Origin of the sequence: Iodobacter ciconiae (assembly GCF_003952345.1) — a bacterium.
Taxonomy (GTDB): Bacteria; Pseudomonadota; Gammaproteobacteria; order Burkholderiales; family Chitinibacteraceae; genus Iodobacter; species Iodobacter ciconiae.
On sequence record NZ_CP034433.1, the window covers coordinates 365,847 to 390,098 of the forward strand.

Below are 24,252 nucleotides of genomic sequence, written 5' to 3' on the forward strand. Positions count from 1 at the left end.
TGAGTATCGGGGTATGGTGATAGCTACCCGACTGGGAAAGCCGTCATTCACGGGTATTTGTAACGCTGCCGGATTCTCGTCAAAGGCATGCGGGAATGACCGAGTCCGGTTATAGATTGTTAATCATCGCCAGACACTTAGGTTTTTTTGAGTTTTACTTTGTGTGTTGCGTGTGTGCTCTGTGTTCTCCCCGCTCTCTGTGTCTACAGGTTTAATAATTTTTCAGGGCTGACTTTTCCACCGCCTTAGCAGCAGTGAATTACTCACTACCGAAACTGAACTTAGCGCCATGGCTGCACCTGCTAAAACAGGATTAAGCATGCCGATGGCTGCCAGCGGTATGCCCAGCGCGTTATAGAAAAACGCGAAGAATAAATTCTGGCGGATTTTCTTAATGGTGGCGCGAGATAGCATAATCGCGTCGCTGACGGCTAGCAAATCGTTATGCAGCAGCATGATATCTGCCGCTTCAATAGCCACATCGCTGCCTGCTCCCATGGCAAAACTGATCTGTGCGGCGGCAAGTGCGGGTGCATCGTTTACGCCGTCCCCGACCATTGCCACGACTTTAGTTTCTTGCTGAATAAATGCGGCTTTGTCCTGCGGGCGCATCAAAGCCTGGTATTGATGGATGCCGCTGGCTTTGGCAATGGCGGCGGCTGTGGCGGGCTGATCACCGGTCAGCATCACGACTTCAATCCCCATGACTTGCAGGCGTTTGACGGCTTCCACTGAGCTGGCTCTGAGCGTATCGGCCAGTGATAATTGCCCCAGCAAAACGCCATTTTTGGCGATGCTCACCAAGGTATGCGGCTGGGTGTTTTTTTCTGGCATTTCACCTGCCCAGCTGGGAATGCCCACCTTGATTTCACTGCCATCGCTCAGTTTTCCCATCACGCCCTGGCCCGGTACGGCGATAAAGTCGCTGATAGGCAGGAGTGGCTGAGTATTGGCTTTGAGGATGGCACGGGCCAGCGGGTGCTCCGAGCCTTGCTCCAGGCTGGCGGCCAGCTGCAACAAATCTTCTTTGCTGATATCACTGTGTAAGCTAATGATTTCCACCACCCTGGCTTGCCCGGTGGTCAGCGTGCCCGTTTTATCTACCACCAGCATGTCAATTTTTCCTGCATGTTCTAGCGCCGTGGCATTTCTAAATAAAATCCCCTGCTGCGCCGCACGGCCAATGCCGACTGATATTGCGGTGGGTGTGGCCAGCCCCAGGGCGCAAGGGCAGGCGATCACCAGCACTGCAATGGCGTGAATCAGTGCGGTAACGCCGCTATTCCAATACCAAAAACTTCCAATAAAAGTAAGTACAGCAATGGCGGCCACGATGGGAACAAAGATGCCGGAAACCTGGTCGGCAAGGCGCTGGATCGGCGCTTTAGAGCCTTGGGCATGGGCAACCAGCCGCACAATTTCTGCTAGCTGCGTTTTGCTGCCTACGCTGCTGGCGCGGATTTTGAGCATGCCACTGCTGTTTTTAGTAGCGGCAAATACTTTGCTGGCGATGGTTTTTTCTACGGGTAGGCTTTCGCCGGTGAGCATGCTTTCATCGACTGCCGCTTGGCCTTCGATGACCAAGCCATCAACGGGAATCACTTCGCCGTGGCGCACAATCACTATATCGCCGGGCTTGAGTTGATTGATCGGTAAATCAATCAAGCCATCCGTAGTTTCTACCCTTGCTGTTTTAGGCTGCAGCTTTAACAGCTCGCTAATCGCTCCCGATGTTTTCTTTTTTGCGCGGCTTTCCAGCCATTTGCCCGCCAGCACCAGCGTAATAATCATTGCGCTGGCCTCAAAATAGATGTGCTGATTGTGCAGGCCCAGCAGAGTAACCGCGGCGGAGAAACCATAAGCCATCGTCGTGCCCAGTGCCACCAGTGCATCCATATTCGCTCCGCCGTTTTTTAGTGCAAAAAACGCGCCGCGATAAAAGCGCCGGCCCAAAATAAACTGCACCGGTGTGGCGAGCAGCATCTGTACCCAGCGCGGTAATAGTTCTGCGTGGTCCGGGCTAAACATGCTGCCCATCAGTGGCAGACTAAGCAGGGCTGCGATCAGCAGCGGCCAGCGCTCGTTGTTCTCCGTCGCAGCAGGCGTGCTCGCCAGCTCGGCTGTAAATCCTGCACGGCTGATGGTGGCAATCAGTGCATCGGCAGTAATCGTTGGATCGCTGCGCATGATATGCGCTGTCTCGGTGGCAAAATTAACCTCGGCGGTTACGCCTGCCTGGCGATTGAGGACTTTCTCTATTCGTACTGCACACGCTGCACAGGTCATGCCGCCAAGGCGGAGTTGAATTTCTGATGTCATTTTGCTCTCCCATTATGGTTAATAATATACCCCTAATGGGTATATTGAAAAGAGACAAAAAAAACGCATTTCAAAATGGCGTTTGTTTTTAAAAGCAGTTAGGGCCGGCTGATGCTTTAAACCGGAGAGCAATGGTAAAAGTTTTGCTAGAGAGCACTAGTAAAAATTAACTTGCTAATAGATTTCTATAGTTTGACCATTATTTTATAAGTTGTTTACGAAGATATTAATAATTGATGGTTGTTTTGCTTGGTTTTGGCTTTCAAGTAAAGCAATGATTGCAAGTAAAAGAAGGATTATTTGATTAAAATATTGCATTGATATTTGTGCATCATCAATTAAATTGAAATAAAAAGCATCGTTATATTGTATGTGTATTTTTGTGGTTGCCAATATAGAACATTAACAGACTCTAGGAAACCTCTGCATAAATTAATTTTTCGTGAATTAGGCACTCGTAAGTTGTTGATTTTACTTATGTGCCAATTTTGCATTTTTGATTCGTACAGAGGCTTCTTAGAGAGGTTAGTTAAATGAGTCTTTTAAAAAACCGTCCTAGTAAAGATGTTTCTTTAGATTTCATTTTTTCCATATAGTCAACATAAGATTTATCAGAAACCAAAATATGCTGAACTAGCCAGTCGCGAAGAAAATGCATCAGATCCAAAGATATGTTACCAGTTTGGCTTGCACGCTCTTTTTCCTTAATAATATAGGAAACAAATTTTTGATGCTCTTGCTTGTGCTCTGGAAAATCTGGGAAATGAGCTGCTTGCATAAAAGTTTCTTCAGCTATGAAATGGGAAATTGTGTAACGTTCAAGCTCTTCGAGCAATCCAAGAATGATATTTATATCACTTCTGTTAATAATTGATTGCCAGGCTTTATTCATCAGCACCAGTAAATATTCGTGCTGCTCGTCGATTTCCTTTAACCCCAAATTATAGCTATCGCTCCATTTGATTAATTCACCAGCCATTTTGTTATCCTTATAAAAAAATATATCATAAACAGGCAGCCTATTATACATCACTATAATCATGATTAGATGCCGCTTATCCGTCCTAATTGCTAATCAGCTTTATGTTGCGGCTCATATAAGGTTGCCAGTATCTGTTGATATTTCAGGCTGTAAAGATGAAAAAGTAAGTGAAAACCCGTAAAGGCTTCTACAATGATTGCCTCGCAAGTTTATAATGCTCCGGTTGATGTTCGGCGATAAGCTTTGCTCGAAACTAGAAAATATTTTATCTCAACATATTATTTGCTAATAAGCCCAATTTGCGAATGGTTACTCAATGGAGTGTTCCAGTATATGGGGGAATGCTGCCTATGTTAGGGCTCCTCCAGTGCTTTAATGCTTGGTCTGCTTTTGAAAAAATCCTCAATATTTTCAAAGTATTACTGATTGATTTTAGTTTTGAGTGAATTTTCATTGATGGGGTCTACACAAAACTTTATGAGCGCAGCGCAGGCTGGTTAACCGTGATTGGCAATTTGTGCGGGGAACACTCGCAAAATTTGTTGGGTGATAGATATTTATATGTTTGTTTTCCTTCCAAGATAACCGGTGGTGCGTGGAATGAATGTACTGCAGCTCCTCCAGCTGATCACCCCATGGTTTGAGCCCGGGTGATCGTTGCAGGCAACGCCCTTTACCTGACGGAAATATTACCGAGTGTTGGTATTTTGGTATAAAAAATTAAGTTAGAACTGCAAAAGTAACGCTACATATGCATTTTTACAGGTTTTGCAGTGCCGTGCTTAGGGCGATCAGGGATCGTTTTTTCTACCTGAGCGGTTTTGAGTATGTGCTTTGATCGGGCCTGTATTCATTTCATGGCCGGTTATTTGTTTCATGATTTTTGTTTTGCACAAAGAGAGTGCTTTTTTTGCGGCTTCGCTATTCAGAATAAATAATTGGATTTATCTGGGTTAATTAGGTGAATTTTACTTGTAATTGGTTAAGTGATGAATTGTGATTGCTGGTGTAAAAGCTTTGGACAAGCAACTCAATTTGCTTCCATTTAAAACCTGGTGCAGGTATTTGAGCAGGTATTTCCTGTTATTCTTTATGATTTTAAAGTAACAAAAGCTGGTTCAAGCCTGTTTGCTTGGCAAGCAAACATCTGTAGCTGATTACGCTATTTTAATTACGATTATCCGTGATAGGCTTAAGGGCTTTACTATCGTATCTGCGTTTTTATGCTGTACCTGTATTTGATTGTTGTAAAGCAGATGGTACAAATATTTAAGGGGGATAAGGGTCTGTCTGACCTTCATTTTGGCTGGTATAAATTATATCTGGAGTTAAAAAAGAAAGGCTGTATTTCAAAGCTGCAACCTCTCTTGTGGTATTAAATATTGCAAAAATTGCAATCTGCCATGGCCTTTTGTTTACCCCCTATAAAGACAAGGTCATAGGGAATGCACTGATTGCTAACTCCCATAAGTAGATATAAACCCGTAAAATGCCCGAATTTGCTCAACCTTTATACTATTGGATATGCTGTGGAATTATTGAATATTAATTGTCTGGGCAAACCTCTCAGGCTGGAAGGCACGCCAGCGGGCTGGCAGCAGCTATTTTGGGATAACACTTTAGTGGCTGAAAAAAATGCCTCGGCTGAGCGTGAGGGCATAAGCGCTTTGCAGTTTGAGCTGGCCGCGCAAAGCTCGGATGGCTCTACCGCAATGACGCGTGTCTGTCTGGAAACAGATCTGCAATGGCAGCCCTTTTTACTAAAATATCGTCTGCTGGTGGATGAGCAGGAAGCGCTGCAAGGCCAGCGTAACACCCGTGATATCGAGCGGCAAATACCGGCTGTGCCGGTTGTTAAAACCAATAAACTCAGTTTATTAGGTTTGGGTGCTTTGGCGTTGAAGCTACTTAAAAGCGCCAAGCTGGTGAAGGTGGCACTGGCCGGGGCGAGTGTTGCCGCCTATTCATGGTTGTTTTCTTTCCAGTTTGCAATTGCGCTGATTGCCTGCCTGGTTTTTCATGAATATGGTCATATCAGGGCAATGAAATACTTTGGTTTAAAAACCAAGGGCATATATTTAATCCCCTTTATGGGCGGGTTGGCGCTATCTGATGAGAAAATTAATACCCGCTGGCAGGATGTGGTGATTTCCATTATGGGGCCAAGCTTTGGCCTCTTGTTATCGATTGCCTGTTTGGTTATTTACTGGCTGACCGGCTCGATGCTGTTTGCGGGCTTGGCCACCTTTAATGCGCTGCTTAATCTGTTTAATTTATTACCCATTCTGCCGCTGGATGGCGGGCATATCTTAAAAAGTATTAGTTTTTCGATGAATAGCGTGCTGGGCTTGGCGGCCTGTGTGGCGGGTGCTGCCTTCGGTGTATTTATCAGTTATACCCTTGGTTTGGCACTATTAGGGTTTTTATTGTTGATTGGTAGTGTGGAAATCGTCTTTGAATGGCGCGGCCGCCATCAAAGCCATTTATTGCCGCTGGATCGCTATGGGCAAATATTCTCCGCGCTCTGGTATTTAATTACTGTTGGCGCCTTGATTAGCATCATCTGGTATTTTGCCAGCCATGGCGACGATATGTTGCGTATGCCTTTGCAGATTTTGAAGAGTTAAGGTGTTGCTTGGTTTGTGCTAAAAAAGCCAGATTGGATGATCTGGCTTTTTTAATGGAGGAAGCCATTTGTGATAAAAATTTTTCAAATATAAAGCTAATAAATTAATGGTCATATTTTTTATTCAAGCTGATTCTGGGTTCTGCAGCCCGGGTGAAATATGCATATTTATTCAGTAATGCTCACGGGTTTTATTTGGTCTCTCAATTTAAAAAATCAGGCGGTGATTCTCAATAGCGTCTTCATTGCATAAACCCGTAAAATACCCTCCTTTGCCTCAGCCAGATTTAAGCCATGTCGATTATTCTTTCCACTTTAAACGCCCGTTACACCCATGCCTCACTTGGGCTGCGCTATTTGCTGGCCAATATGGGCGATTTGCGGGAGGAGACGCAGCTGGCGGAGTTTGTGATTGGCAGCAAGATCACCGAAATTGTCGAGCGATTGCTGGCTAAGCAGCCCAAAATTATTGGCTTTGGTGTGTATATCTGGAATGTAGAGGAAACCGAGCGGGTGGTGGCGATGCTCAAACGCGTTGCACCGCAGATCAAGATTATCCTTGGCGGGCCCGAGGTGTCTTATGAAAGCGCCGAGCAAAGTATTGTTAAACAGGCAGATTATTTAATTACCGGCTGGGGTGAGGTAACTTTACCGCAGCTGTGTAAGCAGATTTTGCAAGGCCCGCAGCCGCTGATGAAAACCCATGTGGGGGGGCAGCCGCCGCTCAATGACTTGGTGCTGCCTTATTCGCTCTATACCGATGAAGATATCGCCCACCGTACGCTTTATGTGGAGGCTTCGCGTGGTTGCCCGTTTAAGTGCGAGTTCTGTTTGTCGGCGCTGGATAAAACAGCGTGGCCTTTTGATCTGGACGTGTTTCTGACTGAGATGGAAACACTGTATCAACGCGGTGCTCGGCTGTTTAAATTTGTGGATCGCACTTTTAATCTGAATATCAAATCCGGGTTAAAGATTATGCAGTTCTTTCTGGATAAAATTGCCGCTCACCCGGATGACCCGGTATTTGCTCACTTTGAGCTGGTGCCCGATCATTTGCCAGAAGCCTTAAAGGCGGGGATTAGCCAGTTTCCTGCTGGTGCTTTGCAATTTGAAATTGGCATTCAAAGCTTTAATCCTGAAGTGCAGGCGAGGGTTAGCCGTAAGCAGAATAACAAAAAGGCCGCAGATAATATTTCCTGGCTGACAGAGCATTCCCACGCACATTTGCATGTGGATTTAATTGCCGGCTTGCCTGGTGAAGATATGGAAAGCTTTGGCCGTGGTTTTGATCAGCTCTATGCGCTAGGCCCGCATGAGATTCAATTTGGTATTTTAAAGCGCCTGCGCGGCACGCCGATTATTCGCCACACCGAGGATTTTGGCATGGTGTATGACAGCTTCCCGCCGTACACCATTCTGGCCAATAAACTGATCGATTTTGCCACCATGCAGCGCCTGGTGCGTTTTTCCCGTTATTGGGATTTAGTGGCAAATTCTGGCCGCTTTGCTAACACCCTGCCGGTGCTGCTGGGCGATGCGCCATTTAATCGCTTTATGGCTTTTAGTGATTGGCTGTATCAGAACACCGATGCCACACACCGGATTGCGCTGGATAGATTGGCAAAAATGGTTGTGCAATATCTGGTGGAAGAGCAGGGTCAGGCTCCGGATGGGGCGCAAAACCTGATCGCGAGTGATTATGCAGGCAGGCAGGCTAAGGGCAAAACGACGGTTGCACCGCAAAGACAGGCGGTGCATTTGGCTGCATGAAAGTTCAGGGTTTTGCTTCGCGTGTGCCGAACCTCTGGCTCTTGGCCAGAGGTTGTCTTCGTTAAAAATCAGCTTAGTGCTTTGTTAACGATTTCGGTCAGATCGCTGGACAACTCGCTTTGCTGGGCAATGCGTTGCAGCTCGGCTTGCATCATTTGCCTGCGCTGCGGCTCCATTTTTTTCCAGCGGTTAAAGCTGGAAGCCAGGCGGGCAGCCACTTGCGGGTTGATTTTATCCAGCTCGATAATTCGGTCAGCAGCAAAAGCATAGCCATAGCCGTCTGCAGCGTGGAAATGCACCGCATTTTGCAAGCAGAAACCCATAATGAGTGCGCGCACTTTATTCGGGTTTTTAATCGAAAACGCCGGATGGTCCATTAAGGCTTGCACACGGTTTAATGCGCCGGGGCGGCGGCTGGTGGATTGCAGAGCAAACCATTTGTCCATTACCAGCGCATCATCGTGCCATTGCACTGCAAAATCAGCCAGCTGCGCTTCACCGCCATCGCGGTTGACCAGTGCTTTAAGCGCGGCAAGGCGATCGGTCATATTGTCGGAAAGGCGATACTGCTTACCGAGCAGTTCGGTAACTAATGGCTCGTCCAGCTCGGCCAGGTAATCCAGGCAGATGTTTTTCAGGCTGCGTTGACCGGCATTTTCATACTGGTAAGCACTGCCATCGTTAAGCTTTTTATACGTTGCGATCAGCTCGGCCCGTAATTCGCGAGCGATTTGCGCTTTAATACTGCGGTGTACCAGATGCAGGCGCGCCGGGTTGACTTCATCGAGCTGCTCAAGTAAATAGTTTTCACGCGGCAGCTCCAGCATTAACGCAATCAGGGAAGGATCAAGCTTTTCGCTTAATACCTTACGCAGCGCATTGATAAAGCTTGCCGGGGCCAGCGCTTGCTCATCATTACTGGCATAAAGTGCCAGCAGCAGGTTTTTAGCGAAGGTATTGGCCGCTTCCCAGCGATTAAATGCATCGCTGTCGTTCGCCATCAGAAATACGAGTTCTTTGTCGCTGTAGGCGTAGCTGAGCTTTACCGGCGCAGAAAAATCACGCAGCAGAGATGGTGTTGGCGCTTCGTCAATGTTGATAAAGCTAAAGCTGTGGCTGGCGGCAGTCAGCTCCAGTACGCGCGTTGTGCCCTGTGCTTCTGTTTCGTCTGCTAATTGCAGAGGCAAATCTTTGCCATGCTTATCCAAGAGGCCCAGCGCCAGTGGAATATGAAATGGGCGCTTTTCGGACTGGCCCGGTGTGGCCGGACAGCTTTGGCTGATATTCAAGGTATAAGTTTTAGCAACTGCATCATATTGGCTGCTGATAGCCAGCTCGGGTGTGCCCGCCTGTTTATACCATTCTTCAAACTGAGTGAGATCAACACCATTTGCATCACTCATGGCTGCGCGAAAATCGTCACACGTCACTGCCTGACCATCGTGGCGCTTAAAGTAAAGATCCATCCCCTTACGGAAGCCTTCTCGCCCCAAGAGGGTGGCATACATGCGCACTACTTCCGAGCCTTTTTCGTAAATGGTCATGGTGTAAAAGTTATTAATTTCCGAATAGGCTTCCGGGCGCACCGAGTGCGCTTGCGGGCCTGCATCTTCGGCAAATTGCATTTCGCGTAGTGCTTTTACATTATTGATACGCTCAACCGAGCGGCTGCCAATATCGCTGGAGAATTCCTGATCACGATATACAGTAAGCCCTTCTTTGAGGCTGAGCTGGAACCAGTCGCGGCAGGTCACACGATTGCCGGTCCAGTTGTGGAAGTATTCGTGTGCAACTACGGCATCAATGCCATCAAAATCAATGTCTGTAGCCGTTTCGGGCTTGGCCAGCACATATTTTGTGTTGAAAATATTCAGGCCTTTGTTTTCCATCGCGCCCATATTGAAGTCGCTGGTGGCAACGATCATATAGGTGTCCAGATCGTACTCCAGGCCAAAGCGCTCTTCATCCCAGCGCATAGCTTTTTTAATGGCGGCCATGGCGTGATGGCATTTATCCAGGTTACCCGGCTCTACAAAAATCTCCAGTGCTACCTGGCGGCCACTTGGCGTGGTGTGCTGATCAGCCAGCATGACTAATTTACCGGCAACCAGGGCAAATAAATAAGCGGGTTTTTTAAATGGATCAACCCATTTTACCCAGTGGCGGTTTTTATCCATCAGGCCGCTGTCTACGCGATTGCCGTTAGAGAGCAGCACTGGATAGCGGGTTTTATCGGCAATGATGGTGGTGGTAAATTTAGCCATCACATCTGGGCGATCTAGATAATAAGTAATCTTGCGAAAGCCTTCGGCCTCGCATTGGGTAATGAAATTTCCGCTCGAAACATACAGCCCGTTTAAGCTGGTGTTGGTGAGTGGATTGATGATGGTCACGATATCCAAAATGGCTTCATCAGGCATGGCTTTTATCTCTAAGCCATTGGCTGAAACCGTATAAGCATCCGTCTTGAGTGGCGCGCCGTCTAACTTGATTGATTCAAGCGTCAGCTCTTCGCCTGCCAGTTCCAGTGGCAGCTCTGGCGCAGCCTCAGGGTTACGTTTGAGTACTAGGCGGGATTTCACCCTGGTCTGGCTCTCTTCCAGTTCGAAAGTGAGATCCACCCGGTCGATCAAAAAGGCCGGAGGAGTGTAGTCGAGGCGATTAATTGGGGTGCTTTGGAGTGTCATGCTAAGGATTCAAAGTTCGATTGAAATGCGAGGATACTCTTCGTGCAAGAGCTGTGTAAATAAAACACCGTTGTGGATATCCCATACAACGGGCCCTCGCCGAAGCCACGTAGAGTAAATAATTTACAGTATATTGTTTTGCCGGGTTTTTTTGCAGCGCAGCCTGCATTTTGAAAAAACGGGGTGGTGTCGCAATTATTTTATGGGAGATTCAATTGTATAGGGCTTCGTCTTTTTACTCTGGCAGGCGGGTGTGCATATGCCGAATGCGGCCTAACCTTATTCAAAAATAGTCGTTCAGTTTACAAAGGGCCGCTGGTATAGTCCAGGGGATAAATTGGCTTATGAGCGATGTACACTCGGGTAGACAATCTCGGCAGGTAGTGAGATTTTCTACCCTTTTTATTGCGGCTTTTAATGCTTTTGGCGGTGAATAGCCCTATCTCTTTTTCTGGATGATTCAGATGTATATCTACGACGACTACGACCAACGCATCGTAGACCAGCGTGTGGTTCAGTACCGTGATCAAACTCGCCGTTTTTTGGCTGGCGAGCTTAGTGACGAGGAATTTCGCCCGCTGCGTTTGCAAAACGGCCTGTATATCCAGCGTCATGCCCCAATGCTGCGTGTGGCGATTCCCTATGGGCATCTAAGTAGCCTCCAATTACGCAAGCTGGCAGAGATTGCGCGTAAATATGATAAAGATTATGCGCACTTTACTACCCGCCAAAATCTGCAATACAACTGGCCGAAATTAGAAGATGTGCCTGATATTCTGGCTGAATTGGCTACCGTGCAAATGCACGCTATTCAAACATCGGGTAACTGTATTCGTAATACCACCTCGGATCAGTTTGCCGGTGTGGCGCATGATGAATTACTCGATCCACGCCCATGGTGCGAAATTATTCGTCAGTGGTCGACTTTTCACCCGGAATTCGCACATTTGCCACGTAAATTTAAAATTGCGGTTAATGGCGCAGCAGAAGATCGTGCAGCGATCTGGGTGCACGATATTGGTTTAAATGTTGTAAAAAATGAAGCAGGTGAAATCGGTTTTAAAGTGATTGCGGGTGGTGGCTTGGGCCGCACACCGATTATTGGCAGCGTGATTTGCGAGTTTTTACCCTGTGCTCATTTGCTGACTTATTTAGACGCGGTATTGCGTGTATATAACCGCTATGGCCGTCGTGATAATAAGTATAAAGCGCGCATTAAAATCCTCGTTAAAGCAATGACACCCGAAGTATTCGCCAGCAAAGTTGAAACAGAATGGGCGTTTTTAAAAGATGGCCCACAAACGTTAACGACAGCAGAAATAGATAGAATGCAAGGCTTCTTTACCGTGCCGGATTACACTGCTTTTGCAGGGGACGATGTAGGCTTTGTTCAGCAGCAATTAGACAGCAAAGCCTTTGCCCGCTGGGTAGAGCGTAATGTGTTTAAGCATAAGCAGGCAGGCTATGCCGCGGTAACGCTTAGCCTTAAAAAGCATGGTGCCGCGCCGGGGGATGCATCTAGCGATCAATTGGCTGCGGTGGCCGATTTGGCTGATGCTTATTCCTTTGGTGAGTTGCGTGTTTCGCACGAGCAGAACTTAATTCTGGCGGATGTAAAACAAGCCGATTTATTCGAGCTTTGGGAAAAAGCCAAAGCAATTGGTTTTGCAACCCCAAATATCGGCTTAATGACCGATGTGATTTGTTGTCCTGGCGGCGATTTTTGCTCGCTGGCAAATGCCAAATCAATCCCGATTGCGATCGCTATTCAGGAGCGTTTTGATGATCTGGATTATTTGCATGATCTGGGTGAGATTGATTTGAATATGTCAGGCTGTATGAACGCCTGTGGTCACCACCACGTTGGTAATATCGGCATTTTAGGGGTCGATAAAAATGGCTCCGAATGGTATCAGGTGTCTTTAGGCGGGCGTCAAGGTAATGGCGCGACTTTAGCTAAAGTGGTTGGGCCTTCTTTTGCTCAGGAACAAATGCCGGATGTCATCGAAAAAATCATGGCTGTATTTGTAGAAAACCGCCTGGGTGAGGAGCGCTTTATTGATGTGTTTGATCGTATCGGTATGCTGCCGTTTAAGACCCGTGTTTATGCGAAGGAGACGGCATAATGGCGCGCATAATTAAAGATGCTGCAATTGTAGAATGCGATGCTCAGCTGCTACGCTTTAGTGACGATGGTAGCTTTGCTGAGCTGCCAGCGAATGGCTTAGTGATTGTGCCATTGGCACAATATTTGGCGCAAAAAGCAGCGTTGACGAGCCGTGGTGATTTTGGCGTATGGCTTGCAGCAGATGATGAGCCGGAAAGCCTTGGGGCAGATGCTGCCAGCCTGGCATTGATTGCTGTGGAGTTCCCTGCGTTTACGGATGGTCGTGGTTTTTCGATTGGCCGCTTACTACGCGAGCGCTTTGGTTTTGAGGGTGAGTTACGCGCATTTGGCGATGTATTTAAAGACACAATAGGCTATTTAAAGCGCTGTGGCTTTAATGCTTTTGTGGTGAATAGTGATAAAAATCTGGAAGACGCTTTGCTGGGTTTAAATGATTTTTCAGAAGCCTATCAAACGGGTTTTGATCAGCCGCTGCCATTATTCAGACGCCGCCCTTAAAAGTATTTATTGTAAGCCAATAATATTCGGTAAATAAAAAACACCGGCATCTTGATGTACGGTGTTTTTTATATTTTGATTTTCCAAATGGATATTGCCCTACTTAATAGTGCTTTGCTTCTTTATGCCCCATGTTTTAATTTTCAGCTTGAGTCATATTATTTAAGCTAATTCATTGGCCCAGCTCATGGCGCTTAGCAAAGCGTCAAAATCACATGGCAACTGCTCGTTCATTTGCAGGTTACTGTCTTCTGTCTGCAGTGCCTGGTTGAGTAATTCGCCCAATGCATTGGTTTTACCTATAAGTGCATCACGTACATCATCATTTAAATTAAGCGGTTCGATCAGTTCTTGAAGTGGGGCATTAAAAAGGGCATCGATTAAAGAAAACATTCCTACCATAAATGCCTGATCTGCAAAGCTTTGATCGCGTGGCCTTTTCTTTAATGCAAGTAATTCCATGAATTTTCCACGGATTGCCGCTGTTTGAACTAATGGATTGCTGCTGATATTTTTTCCTGATTGTTGAACATAAGCCAGAAGATGAATCCAGCGGCCAAGCTGGCGGCGACCTAATACGGTAATGGCAGCGGCAAGGCTATCAATTTTTTTGGGTGTGCCAGAGCCTACGGAATTCACAAGCTTAAGCAAATTAATAGTGAGATCCGGGGCATGTTTGAAGGATAATTCAATAGCGTGATTATCGGCATTGCCATTAATCAGGCCCAGTAAGCGCAGCAATGCCATTTGTGAGGGTTGTGGTTTACTGCCTGATAAAATGGTGGGCTTGGCAAAGTAATAGCCTTGAAACAAGTCAAATCCAAGTTTCATGCAAAGTTGATGCTGCTCGGGGTTATCTACTTTTTCTGCCAGAATTTGTAAAGGAAAATGGCGCAGATCTCTAATCAGGGCGCTCATCTGGGAAGAGTCCATATCAATGACTTCGAGTTTGGCAAAATTCAAATGGGGCAGGAGTGCTTTTTGTGTGTCATCCAGATGAATGATGTCATCAAGGGCGAGTTTAAAGCCTTTCTTTTTGAGGGCAAGGCAGCGCTCAATAATGGCAGGGGTAATGTCAACCGTTTCCAGAATTTCCAAAACAACTTGCTGGGGAGGGAGTAATTCTAAAACGTCAGACATAAGTAAATCTGCGCTGACATTGATAAAGCCTAATTTGTCCCCCAGCACACTGCTCGTCCCCACAGTGCTGAAAGCATGCTGAATGACATCCAGAGTGGCCAGAAAGTCATCCGGGACGATGGCTTCATTACGCTGGCTGCTGCTTCTGAATAATAATTCATAAGCCACCAGCTCTTGCTGGCGATTAAGAATAGGTTGTCGTCCCAGATAATATGAATTTTGCATGGTAGTCTGAGCAGGGTTGAGTATTGCAGTTTAGTTGCTAATTTTTGAGACTGAAGAGTTCACTTTTACTTTGTTGTTAACCGGGAAGACGACCGGTTTAAGGCAGGGGGCTGTGGAGGGCGGCCTTAAGCCTGAGCAGATCACGCCATGCACGGGATTTATCCGGTAAGTTACGAAGCAGGTAGCTTGGGTTGTAGCTGACAATGAGCGGAATCTGCTTGTAGTGGTGAAGCCTTTCACGTAATACGCTGACGGGTTCATCGCTCTCTAGCAAAGTTTTAAGTGCAAAACGGCCTACGACAAATAATGATTTAGGCTGAAGCAGTTCAATCTGACGCTTTAAAAAAGGAGCGCATTGCTCGGCTTCAGCTGCCTGTGGATTACGCTTATTGGGGGTGCGGCACTTTAGGATATTGGCTTTATAAACCAGTTTGTCTTCATTAATGGCGGCCAGCATATTGTCCAGCAGCCTGCCTGCTTCACCCAGAAATGGGGTTTGTTGCGCTTCTTCATCCTCATCGGGTGCTTCACCAAGCACCATGATATTGGCCTGCATCGGGCCCGTACCAAATACGGTTTGCTCATTGTTTTTTTGACGGTTCTGGCAAAGCGGGCAGGCCGTGCAGCTGCTGACTGCATTGCGTAATTCTTCCCAGTTCATGTTGGCAATACGTTTTGAGCGCTCGTCCTCTGCTGGATCATTGGCAGGAGGTGAGACGGGGAGGGACGTGAATTTAGGTGTACTGACCAGAGGAGCCAGGGCTTGATGCGCAGCGACGGCAACTGGGGATAACCCTTGTGGGCGTGCAATAGCGGCAGGCGCTATGGCAGGCACGGCGGGGCTTGTTGCTACGGCAATTTGCAGCTCAGGCAGCATGGCTGTGCGTACCCATACCGGGTTGAGACCCAGCTCTTCCAGTATCAGCGCCTTGCGGCTCATCAGGCTTTACCTATCATCATGGCAAAAATCAATGCATCTTCCCGGCCCGTGCCATTGGCTGCCGGGTAGTAAGCAGGGCGAATACCGGTTTCGGCAAAGCCTGCTGATTCGTAAAAGCGCCGCGCCTGGCGATTGGATTCGCGCACTTCTAAAAATAGGCTTCGCGAGCCATTATTGGCCAGCTTTTCGGTTAATGTATTAAAAATATGCTGGCCAAAGCCACGGCCTTGTAATGCAGGTGCTACGGCAATCAGCAGCAGCTCTGCTTCATCGGCCATTTTCATAGCGACGGTAAAGGCGCTAAGGCCTGTTTCACCATCAATACCAAGGCAGATATCAGCTTTTAAAGAGTGTTGCCAGTGACTGATATCCCAGGGGTGCGAGTTAGTGGCTGCATCAAGTGCCATTAATTGTGGAATATCAGTCACATTTAAGTTGCGCACTGTCATTTTTTAATTCGCTCGTGGGTTTTAAGGGCCACTTTATTACGTAAATACACCAGCTCTGCTTGTGCTGCTGGCGAGCCCTTGCCGGCTGCAAAACCAGGCAGGGCTAGCGTTAGAATATCTTTGGCATGTGGAAAGTGCTCTGTATTGGTCCCGTTGAGCTGAGTGCCAAGACGTTGTTTGAGTGTTTCGCCATAAGCTGCAAAACCACTGCCTGTGCCCAGCCAGTTGTTGTCATCGGGCAGAGGGATGCTATCAGGATCACTCAGACAAGGCTCGATGATGGTTTGCCATACGTCAGCCTCTTTGCGATAGGCCGCGCAATACACCTGGTTCATGCGGGCATCCAGGCATACATAAACCTGCCTGGCATGGCAGCCTTCAGCAAGCGCCGCTAAGGTGGAAACTCCCAGCACCGGAATATTGCGTGCAAATGCCAGGCCCTGGGTGATACCTGCCGCGATGCGCAGGCCGGTAAATGAGCCGGGGCCATTGCCAAAAGCGACACCTTCGATGTCTTTCATGCTGAGCTGACATTCTTGCAGGAGTGTGGCAAGAGCGGGAAGAATCATTTCAGCATGTTTTTGCTCTGCTGGCCAGTCACGGGCAACAATACCCCGTGCCGTGTTAATGGCAAGTGAAAGATATTCGGTGGAGGTGTCGAGTGCGAGATAGGGCATGGGCTGGCAGATGAACAATTAAGCTCGGATTCTACCATGCGAGCCGGTATTGCAGGTTTTGGGAATGGGTTTTATCAAATGTAAAAAGCCCACGTTGTGTCGTGGGCTTTTGAGTGAACTACTTAGCTTACAGTGATCAGTGAAACTGCACCTGAATTTGCTGTTTTGCCAAAGCTGCGGCGCTGTTTAATACGCTGTGCAGCTTATTGTCGTGTGCCTGGGGGGCTGCTTGCCAGTCAGTGACTGGTTTTTTTTGCTTGCCGTGGCAAACGACGATTTGGTACCAACCTTCCATGCCGGTATGGCGGGTGGAGGGACGTGCTTCAACGATAAAATCAAATTGTGCCATGATGGCTCCTAGTAAATGGCCATTCAGACATTGAATGGCAAAGCACCAAAAGAAGAGCACCTGGTTCGGGGAGGACTTGCTAGAAGGGAAGTCTTGCAGTACTGCTACAAACACATTGCGAATAAGGTAATTCGCTTTACAAGGTTGCGCTCAATCAAATTAGTAAGGTGATTGTTGCTGGCTTCTTGTTTGTTGTCAATGATTTTTTTTGTTTTTTAGCGATAAAGTGCGGATTGAAGAAAATTCATACAAATTTATCCTGTAATAATCTGTTTATAAAGCATAAATGGATAAATTACTGTCTGGTGAAGGAGATACATTGACTTTGGATAAATAGTAATTTTTGGGTTTTGCTTTCTTTATTATTTTGTTTTTTGTAAATATTATTGGATTGTATTAACGATTCAGGTCAGAAAGTTATGGGGGTTTATCCGTAATGCGATAGCGCACAATGCAGTGCTTGCGGGTTTGCCTGGTGCTGTGGGGCTTTCTGAACATGACCACCGCCGCTAAATGATGGCCGGTTCTCATTTATCGTGTGGGGCTGCTTAAGTGGCGGGTGATATCGTCTTGTGAGATTTCACCCTGGTTTTTATCGCAAACCGGTCTGTTATCCCGCTTAATGGCAACTATGTTCATCAGCTTAGGCTCTGTCTTTTGGGCCGGGTGTTTGATATCTGGTTTGGTATAACTGAGAGTCAAGCGTTAACGGGCTCTAGGGGATTTCCAAGGTATAAAATACGGGTATCAGAGAAGGCGTAGTTAAATGAGGGCTGTTACAATTTGGCATCATTTGTTGTGTTGGAGTAATGGTCTTGCTTGCTGAATTTTGCCTGCCTGTTGATTTAGCCCAGCTGCGTAAGCGGTTTAAAGCCGATGGCGTGGTGGTGTTGCGAGGCTTTGTCTCTCAGGAACGTGTTAATAAAATTCGGGCTGCGGCAATGGATGCCGTGGAGAAACGCCTGCCTCCGTTTGAATTGGAAGCCGAGCTGGGTTACCCGGGCGCGCCGGTTTCAATATCGGTTGCGGGGAGAGGGACGATACGGCGCTTAAGGAGCATGGCAGGGCGTGACCCTGTGTTTGCCGGGTGGGCGGGAGACGCACAACTGCTTTTTTTAATCAGCATCCTGTTTGATACACCACAAATCACGCTAACACAGGCTCATCACAATAGTTTAATGAGTAAGCAGCCTAGCTTTAGCAGTGATACACGCTGGCATCGGGATGTGCGTTACTGGCGTTTTGCCAGGCCGGAATTAATTTCCGCATGGTTATCTTTAGGGCAGGAAAATAGCGAGAACGGCGGCCTTGGTTTTATTGCAGGGTCTCATCAGCTTGATTTTCCTGAGGATGCGTATGATGAGCGGGAATTTTTAATGGCAGATCATCCGCAGGCCATGCCTTGGGTCGCCCGTGCGGTCTTTCCGGATTTGCGTGGGGGAGATGTGGTGCTGTTTGATGCGCGTACTTTTCATGCGGCAAGTAGAAATCGCACGCTTCAAACTAAATACTCTCTGGTTTATAGCTATCACGCCAGCAGTAATCGGCCTGTTACAGGTACTCGCTCGGACAGCTTGCCGGGACTGGTATTTAATGTGGCAGAGCAGCAATTGGTGGTGCCAAGCTTGTAATAAGGGATGATTTATTCACGGTAAATGTGAGGTGTGGAAATTTTTTCAACCAGTAATCAACTGATTATTATGAATTAGTTCCTAATCCGTCGGAACTTAGTCGCGAAGTTCACTTCGCGTGGTACAATCGCGCACTTTTTTAAAATCTGCAGCCCAGACAATGACAACCCGCGCCATTCGTAATATTGCAATTATTGCCCACGTTGACCACGGTAAGACTACCCTTGTTGACAAACTCCTCCGCCAATCCGGCACCTTCCGCGAAAACCAGCAGGTTGCTGAGCGCGTGATGGACAGTAATGATATCGAAAAAGAGCGCGGTATCACGATTCTGGCTAAAAACACTGCCCTTGAATACGAAGGCTACCACATCAATGTGGTTGATACCCCAGGCCACGCTGACTTCGGTGGTGAGGTGGAACGTGTTCTGGGTATGGTTGACGGCGTGTTGCTGCTTGTTGATGCCGTTGATGGCCCAATGCCGCAAACTCGTTTCGTTACTAAAAAAGCTCTGGCGCTTGGCCTGAAGCCTATTGTAGTTATCAATAAAGTTGACCGTCCTGGCGCACGTCCGGATTGGGTTGTAGACCAGACTTTCGATTTGTTCGACAAGCTTGGTGCTACGGACGAGCAGCTTGATTTCCCGGTTGTTTACGCATCTGCACTGAATGGTTACGCCAAGCTCGAGCTTGAAACCGAAACCGACAATATGCGTGCGTTGTTTGATACCGTACTGACTCACGTCCATGCTCCTGTTGGTGACCCAGATGCACCATTGCAATTGCAAATTTCTGCACTGGATTACTCCACATACACAGGTCGCCTCGGGATTGGCCGTGTATTGAACGGCCGTATCAAGCCGGGCCAGGCTGTTGTCGTGATGAATCACGAAAATCAAGTGGGGCAGGGCCGTATTAACCAGGTACTGGGTTTTCAGGGGCTTGAGCGCGTAGCGGTTGAAGAAGCGCAGGCTGGCGACATTATTATTATCTCCGGTCTGGATGAGATCGGTATCGGTGTAACCATCTGTGATAAAGAGCAGCCGGTAGGCGTGCCTATGCTGACGATTGATGAGCCAACACTGACTATGGACTTTATGGTGAATACTTCACCATTGGCCGGCACTGAAGGTAAGTTTGTAACCAGCCGTCAGATTCGTGACCGCCTGACTAAAGAGCTGCTGATCAATGTAGCGCTGAAAGTAGAAGACACCGAAGACGCTGATATCTTCCGCGTTTCCGGTCGTGGTGAATTGCACCTGACTATTTTGCTGGAAAACATGCGTCGTGAAGGTTTTGAAATGGCCGTGGCTAAACCACGCGTTGTTTACAAAGATATCGACGGTGTGAAGTCTGAGCCTTATGAAAACCTGACCATTGACCTTGAAGATGAACATCAGGGCGGCGTGATGGAAGAAATTGGTCGCCGCCGTGGTGAGCTGACCAATATGGAATCCGATGGTAACGGTCGTACCCGTCTGGAATACCATATTCCGGCGCGTGGTCTGATTGGTTTCCAGGGTGACTTCATGACGATGACTCGTGGTACAGGTCTGATCAGCCACGTGTTTGATGACTATGCACCAGCTAAGGCTGATATGCCAGGCCGTCATAACGGCGTACTGGTTTCACAAGAAAATGGTGAAGCAGTTGCCTATGCACTGTGGAAGCTGGAAGATCGCGGCCGCATGTTTGTAGCCCCGGGCGATAAATTATACGAAGGTATGGTTATCGGTATTCACACCCGTGATAACGATCTGGTGGTTAACCCGGTTAAGGGTAAGCAACTGACTAACGTTCGTGCATCAGGCACGGATGAAGCCGTTCGCTTGACTACAGCCATCAAAATGACGCTGGAATCGGCAGTTGAGTTTATTGATGATGATGAATTGGTTGAAATTACACCAACAAGCATCCGTATTCGTAAGCGTTACTTAAACGAAACAGAGCGTCGCCGTCACTTTAAAGCAAAAACGCACTAAACTTTTATTCCGGTTTTCGGGATACATAACACCCCGCTGATGCGGGGTGTTTTTATTCCAGGAGGATCAAATGGATCACAGTGTTCGCTTGGACAAGTGGTTATGGGCTGCACGGTTTTTTAAAACGCGCTCGACTGCCAGTGCTGCAATTGATGCGGGGCATGTGTATTTAAATCAGCAAAGAGCAAAACCTGCCCGATTGCTTAAAGAGGGTGATCTGCTGCGTGTCCGCACCGAGCAAGGCGAGTTTGAAATCTCTGTGCTGCTGCTTTCCGAGCAACGTGGCCCGGCGGCAGTAGCTCGCCAAATGTATCAGGAAAGTGCTGAAAGCATGCTAAAGAGAGCGCGTGACAAAGAAGCCCGTCAGCTTGCCCCAAGGTTTGAACATCCTGCAGGGGAAGGGCGACCAAGCAAAAAATGGCGGCGGCAATTACACCAGTTTGAGCAAAAAAATAGCACGGGTGAATAGGATTCACTAAAAAAAAGCCAAAGACTGTTATTCTGATGGCTGCGTTTGCCCTGCTGCCAGTTAAAAGTGCGCATGATGCTGCTTTTATACTTATATTTGCAGAGGACTGATTTTAATAAATACTAGGCCATATCGATATGAATCCGGATCAAAAAAAACCAATTGTGTATTTATCTGCGCGACAGGTTCAGGGTTGCACTGAATTGGCAAAACAGCTGACTTTTTTTGGTTTTGAATGTCGGATCTTTATTAAGCAAAGTGCATTGCTCGCTGCAATGTATACAGAGCCCCCTTTCGCGGTTCTATTTGGAGAGGAGGGTTTGGAGGGAAGTTCTGTTGAGGAAACGCTGCTTCTTTTACAGAAATTGTCCCGTGGCCCTGTTCTGTATATTACTTCTGCACTGACTGTTGTGGAACAAATTCATTATGTGAAATTAGGCGTTACGGATTTTATTTATATCCCTTTAGATATTCAAAAACTGATTGACCGTCTTGATGTTTTGTTGGAAAAAACGCAAAACTCTCCTTATCGCGTACTGATTGTTGATGATTCCGAAACGATGGGCAGGGCAAGTGGTAGCATATTAACGCAGGCCGAAATGCAGGTGCAGCTGATTAAAAACCCTTTGGATGTTTTTGTTTCTCTGGAGCGTTTTGTCCCGGATATTGTGCTGATGGATGTCTATATGCCGCAATGCTCCGGGGATGAAATGGCAAAGGTGATTCGTCAGCAAACCCGGTTTGACAGTATTCCGATTGTTTTTCTGTCAACAGAAACCAATCGTAATAAGCAATTGATGGCACGCAGTATGGGAGGGGATGATTTCTGGGTAAAAAATATGCCGGCAGAAGAGCTGGTTGCTTCTGTGACGATGACCTGCGCGCGCTATCGCTCACTACGGCGCTGGATGTGCTGCGATAGTCTCACTACACTATTAAACCATACGCATATTATTGAATGGCTGGAGCGGGAGGTTAAACGTTCACAAAAAGAAGCACTGTCTTTATCTTTTGCCATGGTTGATATTGATCATTTCAAAAAAATTAATGATGATTACGGTCATGCCATTGGAGATAAAGTTATTAAAATTCTAGCCCGCTTATTGCGTCACTCCATCAATGGAGAAGGTGCTGTCGGGCGGTATGGTGGCGAAGAGTTTGCTGTGGTTTTTTCAGAAACAAGCATGATTCGGGCGGCACAAAAACTTGATAGCTGGCGGCTGCGTTTTACTGAATTAATTCAAATGTCTGATGATATTCAGTTTCCGGTTACATTTAGTGCGGGTATTGCTGATTTAAAAAATGGAATGAATGCGCCGCAATTAATTGATGCTGCTGATTCTGCACTTTATCAGGCTAAGCATGCTGGTCGTAATCAGGTAGGTTTATGCCAGGGCTGATTTTTTTAGCTGAACAAATATTAAACATGATGGGGTTTTATATCTGAAAGATGATATTTACCGAAACAACCATTAGTTTTTAAAATACTGATGTGTCAGATACTTTAATGGCTTAAATCGTACAGTGTAATTGCTGTTTTTATCGACTTTTGTTTAAAGATAAATTATGACAATCTCTTATAAAATTTCGCCTGCGTCTTTGCATGCACATCTGTTTCATGTTTCTGTTTATATTAAAAATCCGGATCCGGCAGGACAGTGTGTTTATTTACCTGCGTGGATTCCGGGTAGTTATTTAATTCGCGAATTCGCCCGTAATATTGTTGAAATCAGAGCTGAATCTGCAGGGAAATCACTCGAGCTTACCAAAATAGATAAACATAGCTGGCAGGCAGCGCCAGTGAGTGGAATTCTGGAAATTCACTACAGCGTATATGCCTGGGATTTATCTGTCCGGGGTGCATATCTGGACCAGACACGTGGTTTTTTTAATGGAACCAGTGTTTTTCTGGCCGTTAAGGGGCAGGAAAAAAACACCTGTAATGTAGAGATTACAGCACCGGAAGGTAAAGAATATAAAAACTGGAAAATTGCCACCACGCTTGCCAGGCATGGTGCCAAGAAGGGCCAGTTTGGTGGCTATAAGGCGGCTGATTATGATGAGCTGATTGATCACCCGGTTGAAATGGGGGCATTTAGCCAAATCAGTTTTAAAGCCTGCGGCATCCCGCACGATATTGTGATTGCGGGTCGGCATAGTGCAGATTTAAAACGTTTGAAAAAAGATCTGAAAAAAATTTGCGAATACCAGATTCGTTTGTTTGGTGAGCCTGCTCCATTTGAGCACTATGTATTTATGACAATGGCGCTGGGTGATGGCTATGGCGGGCTGGAGCATCGCTCATCTACCGCGCTGATGTGTAATCGTGATGATTTGCCTTTGGTGCATGAAACTCAAATTAAAACAGCTTATCGCCAATTCTTGGGGCTATGCAGCCATGAGTATTTTCACAGCTGGAATGTAAAGCGAATTAAACCGGCGGCCTATGCTCCCTATGATTTGAGCCAGGAAAACTACACACGTTTATTGTGGGCTTTTGAAGGCATTACCTCTTATTACGATGATTTAACGCTGGTGCGTACCGGTTTAATCAGTCAGCAAGAGTATCTGGATTTATTAGCTCAGACTATTACCGGGGTGCAAAGAGTTAATGGGCGGACAAAGCAGACCTTGGAAGAATCCAGTTTTGATACATGGGTGAAGTTTTATCGTCAGGATGAAAACAGCCCGAATAGCCTGGTGAGTTATTACGCCAAGGGTGCACTGGCAGCGCTGTGCCTTGATCTGTTGATCAGGCAGCAAACCGCCGGGCAAAAATCGCTTGATGATGTAATGCGTGCACTGTGGCTGCGCTATGGTAAAGATTTTGCCATTAAAGGTGAAGGTGTGGCAGAAGCCGCCTGGGAAGCTCTGGCCGCTGAAGTGACTGGCCTTGATCTGAAATCCTTTTTTGATTTGGTGTTGCGCTCAACAGATGAGCTTCCCTTGCAGGCGTTGCTGGCCGGGGTGGGGGTGGATTGGCAGATGCGTGCCGCTGTGGGGGCTGCTGATAAAGGGGGCTGGATAGATAAAAAGTTGCCGCCTGTAAACACCCTGGGTGCGCGTACCAGCAGCGAAGGAAGCTTTGTAAAACTAAGCCATGTCTTGGATGGGGGGGCTGCGCAAAGGTCCGGTTTGTCAGCTGGAGATTTATTGATTGCAATGAATCAGTTACGTGTGACCAGCGGTAATCTGGATAGTCTGCTCGCCAGTCAGCCGACTAATGGCGAGGTGGAAATTCTGGCATTTCGGCGTGACGAGCTCATGCAGTTTAATGTGCATTTGCAGCATGCAGAAGCCAATACCTGTGGCCTGAGGCTTAAACCTCTATCTGATGATCTAAGTATTACACGAAACGCATGGCTTCTTTCTTGAAATCAT

General features: G+C 47.0%; 18 protein-coding genes. 9 read left to right on the plus strand and 9 right to left on the minus strand.

Annotated features, from left to right (window positions below; all coding sequences use genetic code 11):
* Window positions 1–222: 222 nt before the first annotated feature.
* The 3 genes from EJO50_RS01580 to EJO50_RS17670 form a co-directional block, all read right to left on the minus strand.
* The gene (locus EJO50_RS01580; RefSeq protein WP_125971266.1) at window positions 223–2,319 is read right to left on the minus strand and encodes a heavy metal translocating P-type ATPase; all 2,097 of its coding nucleotides are present in this window, start codon (window positions 2,317–2,319) and stop codon (window positions 223–225) included.
* A 529-nt stretch (window positions 2,320–2,848) separates the two neighbouring features.
* A complete protein-coding gene (locus tag EJO50_RS01585; protein WP_164521400.1) occupies window positions 2,849–3,298 on the minus strand; it encodes a bacteriohemerythrin in 450 nt (149 codons plus the stop codon).
* 960 nt (window positions 3,299–4,258) lie between these two features.
* On the minus strand, window positions 4,259–4,378 hold the full coding sequence (locus EJO50_RS17670; RefSeq protein WP_125976216.1) for a ClbS/DfsB family four-helix bundle protein: 120 nt from the start codon (window positions 4,376–4,378) through the stop codon (window positions 4,259–4,261).
* A 452-nt stretch (window positions 4,379–4,830) separates the two neighbouring features.
* Here EJO50_RS17670 and EJO50_RS01595 point away from each other — a divergent pair, with 452 nt between their 5' ends.
* Both EJO50_RS01595 and EJO50_RS01600 read left to right on the plus strand, forming a co-directional pair.
* Entirely contained in the window at window positions 4,831–5,928 is a 1,098-nt protein-coding gene (locus tag EJO50_RS01595; protein ID WP_206434431.1) for a site-2 protease family protein, read from the plus strand.
* Between the two features lie 293 nt (window positions 5,929–6,221).
* Entirely contained in the window at window positions 6,222–7,697 is a 1,476-nt protein-coding gene (locus EJO50_RS01600) for a B12-binding domain-containing radical SAM protein (RefSeq protein WP_125971268.1), read from the plus strand.
* 68 nt (window positions 7,698–7,765) lie between these two features.
* Here EJO50_RS01600 and pepN read toward each other — a convergent pair whose 3' ends face one another.
* On the minus strand, window positions 7,766–10,384 hold the full coding sequence (pepN, locus tag EJO50_RS01605) for an aminopeptidase N (protein ID WP_125971269.1): 2,619 nt from the start codon (window positions 10,382–10,384) through the stop codon (window positions 7,766–7,768).
* Between the two features lie 464 nt (window positions 10,385–10,848).
* On the opposite strand from pepN, the gene EJO50_RS01610 reads away from it, so the two are divergent.
* Together EJO50_RS01610 and EJO50_RS01615 are read left to right on the plus strand one after the other, a co-directional pair.
* The gene (locus tag EJO50_RS01610; protein WP_125971270.1) at window positions 10,849–12,510 is read left to right on the plus strand and encodes a nitrite/sulfite reductase; all 1,662 of its coding nucleotides are present in this window, start codon (window positions 10,849–10,851) and stop codon (window positions 12,508–12,510) included.
* A complete protein-coding gene (locus EJO50_RS01615; RefSeq protein ID WP_125971271.1) occupies window positions 12,510–13,010 on the plus strand; it encodes a DUF934 domain-containing protein in 501 nt (166 codons plus the stop codon). The genes EJO50_RS01610 and EJO50_RS01615 overlap by 1 nt, the downstream gene beginning before the upstream one ends.
* Before the next feature lie 162 nt (window positions 13,011–13,172).
* Here EJO50_RS01615 and EJO50_RS01620 read toward each other — a convergent pair whose 3' ends face one another.
* The 5 genes from EJO50_RS01620 to EJO50_RS01640 all read right to left on the minus strand — a co-directional run bounded on the left by EJO50_RS01620 (window position 13,173) and on the right by EJO50_RS01640 (window position 16,790).
* Window positions 13,173–14,375 (minus strand): EAL and HDOD domain-containing protein, encoded by a 1,203-nt coding sequence (locus tag EJO50_RS01620; RefSeq protein WP_125971272.1) that lies wholly within the window; start codon window positions 14,373–14,375, stop codon window positions 13,173–13,175.
* 97 nt (window positions 14,376–14,472) lie between these two features.
* On the minus strand, window positions 14,473–15,315 hold the full coding sequence (locus EJO50_RS01625; RefSeq protein ID WP_125971273.1) for a uracil-DNA glycosylase: 843 nt from the start codon (window positions 15,313–15,315) through the stop codon (window positions 14,473–14,475).
* Complete coding sequence (rimI, locus tag EJO50_RS01630) at window positions 15,315–15,764, minus strand: ribosomal protein S18-alanine N-acetyltransferase (RefSeq protein ID WP_125971274.1); 450 nt, start codon at window positions 15,762–15,764, stop codon at window positions 15,315–15,317. The genes EJO50_RS01625 and rimI overlap by 1 nt, the downstream gene beginning before the upstream one ends.
* A complete protein-coding gene (gene tsaB / locus EJO50_RS01635) occupies window positions 15,761–16,441 on the minus strand; it encodes a tRNA (adenosine(37)-N6)-threonylcarbamoyltransferase complex dimerization subunit type 1 TsaB (RefSeq protein ID WP_125971275.1) in 681 nt (226 codons plus the stop codon). The genes rimI and tsaB overlap by 4 nt, the downstream gene beginning before the upstream one ends.
* Window positions 16,442–16,577: 136 nt before the next feature.
* Window positions 16,578–16,790: a hypothetical protein gene (locus EJO50_RS01640; RefSeq protein ID WP_046351320.1), complete on the minus strand. Its 213-nt coding sequence runs from the start codon at window positions 16,788–16,790 to the stop codon at window positions 16,578–16,580.
* A gap of 815 nt (window positions 16,791–17,605) precedes the next feature.
* On the opposite strand from EJO50_RS01640, the gene EJO50_RS01645 reads away from it, so the two are divergent.
* The 5 genes from EJO50_RS01645 (at window position 17,606) to EJO50_RS01665 (ending at window position 24,246) form a co-directional block, all read left to right on the plus strand.
* Window positions 17,606–18,421, plus strand: coding sequence for a phytanoyl-CoA dioxygenase family protein (locus EJO50_RS01645; RefSeq protein WP_164521401.1), 816 nt, complete (start codon window positions 17,606–17,608; stop codon window positions 18,419–18,421).
* A gap of 160 nt (window positions 18,422–18,581) precedes the next feature.
* A complete protein-coding gene (gene typA / locus EJO50_RS01650; protein WP_125971277.1) occupies window positions 18,582–20,402 on the plus strand; it encodes a translational GTPase TypA in 1,821 nt (606 codons plus the stop codon).
* 70 nt (window positions 20,403–20,472) lie between these two features.
* Window positions 20,473–20,871, plus strand: a complete 399-nt coding sequence (locus tag EJO50_RS01655; RefSeq protein WP_125971278.1) for an RNA-binding S4 domain-containing protein — start codon at window positions 20,473–20,475, stop codon at window positions 20,869–20,871.
* A 320-nt stretch (window positions 20,872–21,191) separates the two neighbouring features.
* Window positions 21,192–22,271 carry a diguanylate cyclase gene (locus EJO50_RS01660; RefSeq protein WP_164521402.1) on the plus strand — a complete coding sequence of 360 codons (1,080 nt, stop codon included), beginning with the start codon at window positions 21,192–21,194 and terminating at the stop codon, window positions 22,269–22,271.
* 166 nt (window positions 22,272–22,437) lie between these two features.
* On the plus strand, window positions 22,438–24,246 hold the full coding sequence (locus EJO50_RS01665) for a M61 family metallopeptidase (protein WP_125971280.1): 1,809 nt from the start codon (window positions 22,438–22,440) through the stop codon (window positions 24,244–24,246).
* Window positions 24,247–24,252: the final 6 nt, after the last annotated feature.

What these genes read in the sequence shown, in the direction of transcription:
- EJO50_RS01615 (WP_125971271.1), top strand. Translation starts at nt 12,510, where the DNA reads ATGGCGCGCATAATTAAAGATGCTGCAATTGTAGAATGCGATGCTCAG.
- EJO50_RS01580 (WP_125971266.1), bottom strand. Translation starts at nt 2,319, where the DNA reads ATGACATCAGAAATTCAACTCCGCCTTGGCGGCATGACCTGTGCAGCG.
- EJO50_RS01620 (WP_125971272.1), bottom strand. Translation starts at nt 14,375, where the DNA reads ATGCAAAATTCATATTATCTGGGACGACAACCTATTCTTAATCGCCAG.
- EJO50_RS01585 (WP_164521400.1), bottom strand. Translation starts at nt 3,298, where the DNA reads ATGGCTGGTGAATTAATCAAATGGAGCGATAGCTATAATTTGGGGTTA.
- EJO50_RS01640 (WP_046351320.1), bottom strand. Translation starts at nt 16,790, where the DNA reads ATGGCACAATTTGATTTTATCGTTGAAGCACGTCCCTCCACCCGCCAT.
- EJO50_RS01600 (WP_125971268.1), top strand. Translation starts at nt 6,222, where the DNA reads ATGTCGATTATTCTTTCCACTTTAAACGCCCGTTACACCCATGCCTCA.
- EJO50_RS01610 (WP_125971270.1), top strand. Translation starts at nt 10,849, where the DNA reads ATGTATATCTACGACGACTACGACCAACGCATCGTAGACCAGCGTGTG.
- EJO50_RS01665 (WP_125971280.1), top strand. Translation starts at nt 22,438, where the DNA reads ATGACAATCTCTTATAAAATTTCGCCTGCGTCTTTGCATGCACATCTG.
- EJO50_RS01625 (WP_125971273.1), bottom strand. Translation starts at nt 15,315, where the DNA reads ATGAGCCGCAAGGCGCTGATACTGGAAGAGCTGGGTCTCAACCCGGTA.
- rimI (WP_125971274.1), bottom strand. Translation starts at nt 15,764, where the DNA reads ATGACAGTGCGCAACTTAAATGTGACTGATATTCCACAATTAATGGCA.
- tsaB (WP_125971275.1), bottom strand. Translation starts at nt 16,441, where the DNA reads ATGCCCTATCTCGCACTCGACACCTCCACCGAATATCTTTCACTTGCC.
- EJO50_RS01655 (WP_125971278.1), top strand. Translation starts at nt 20,473, where the DNA reads ATGGATCACAGTGTTCGCTTGGACAAGTGGTTATGGGCTGCACGGTTT.
- typA (WP_125971277.1), top strand. Translation starts at nt 18,582, where the DNA reads ATGACAACCCGCGCCATTCGTAATATTGCAATTATTGCCCACGTTGAC.
- pepN (WP_125971269.1), bottom strand. Translation starts at nt 10,384, where the DNA reads ATGACACTCCAAAGCACCCCAATTAATCGCCTCGACTACACTCCTCCG.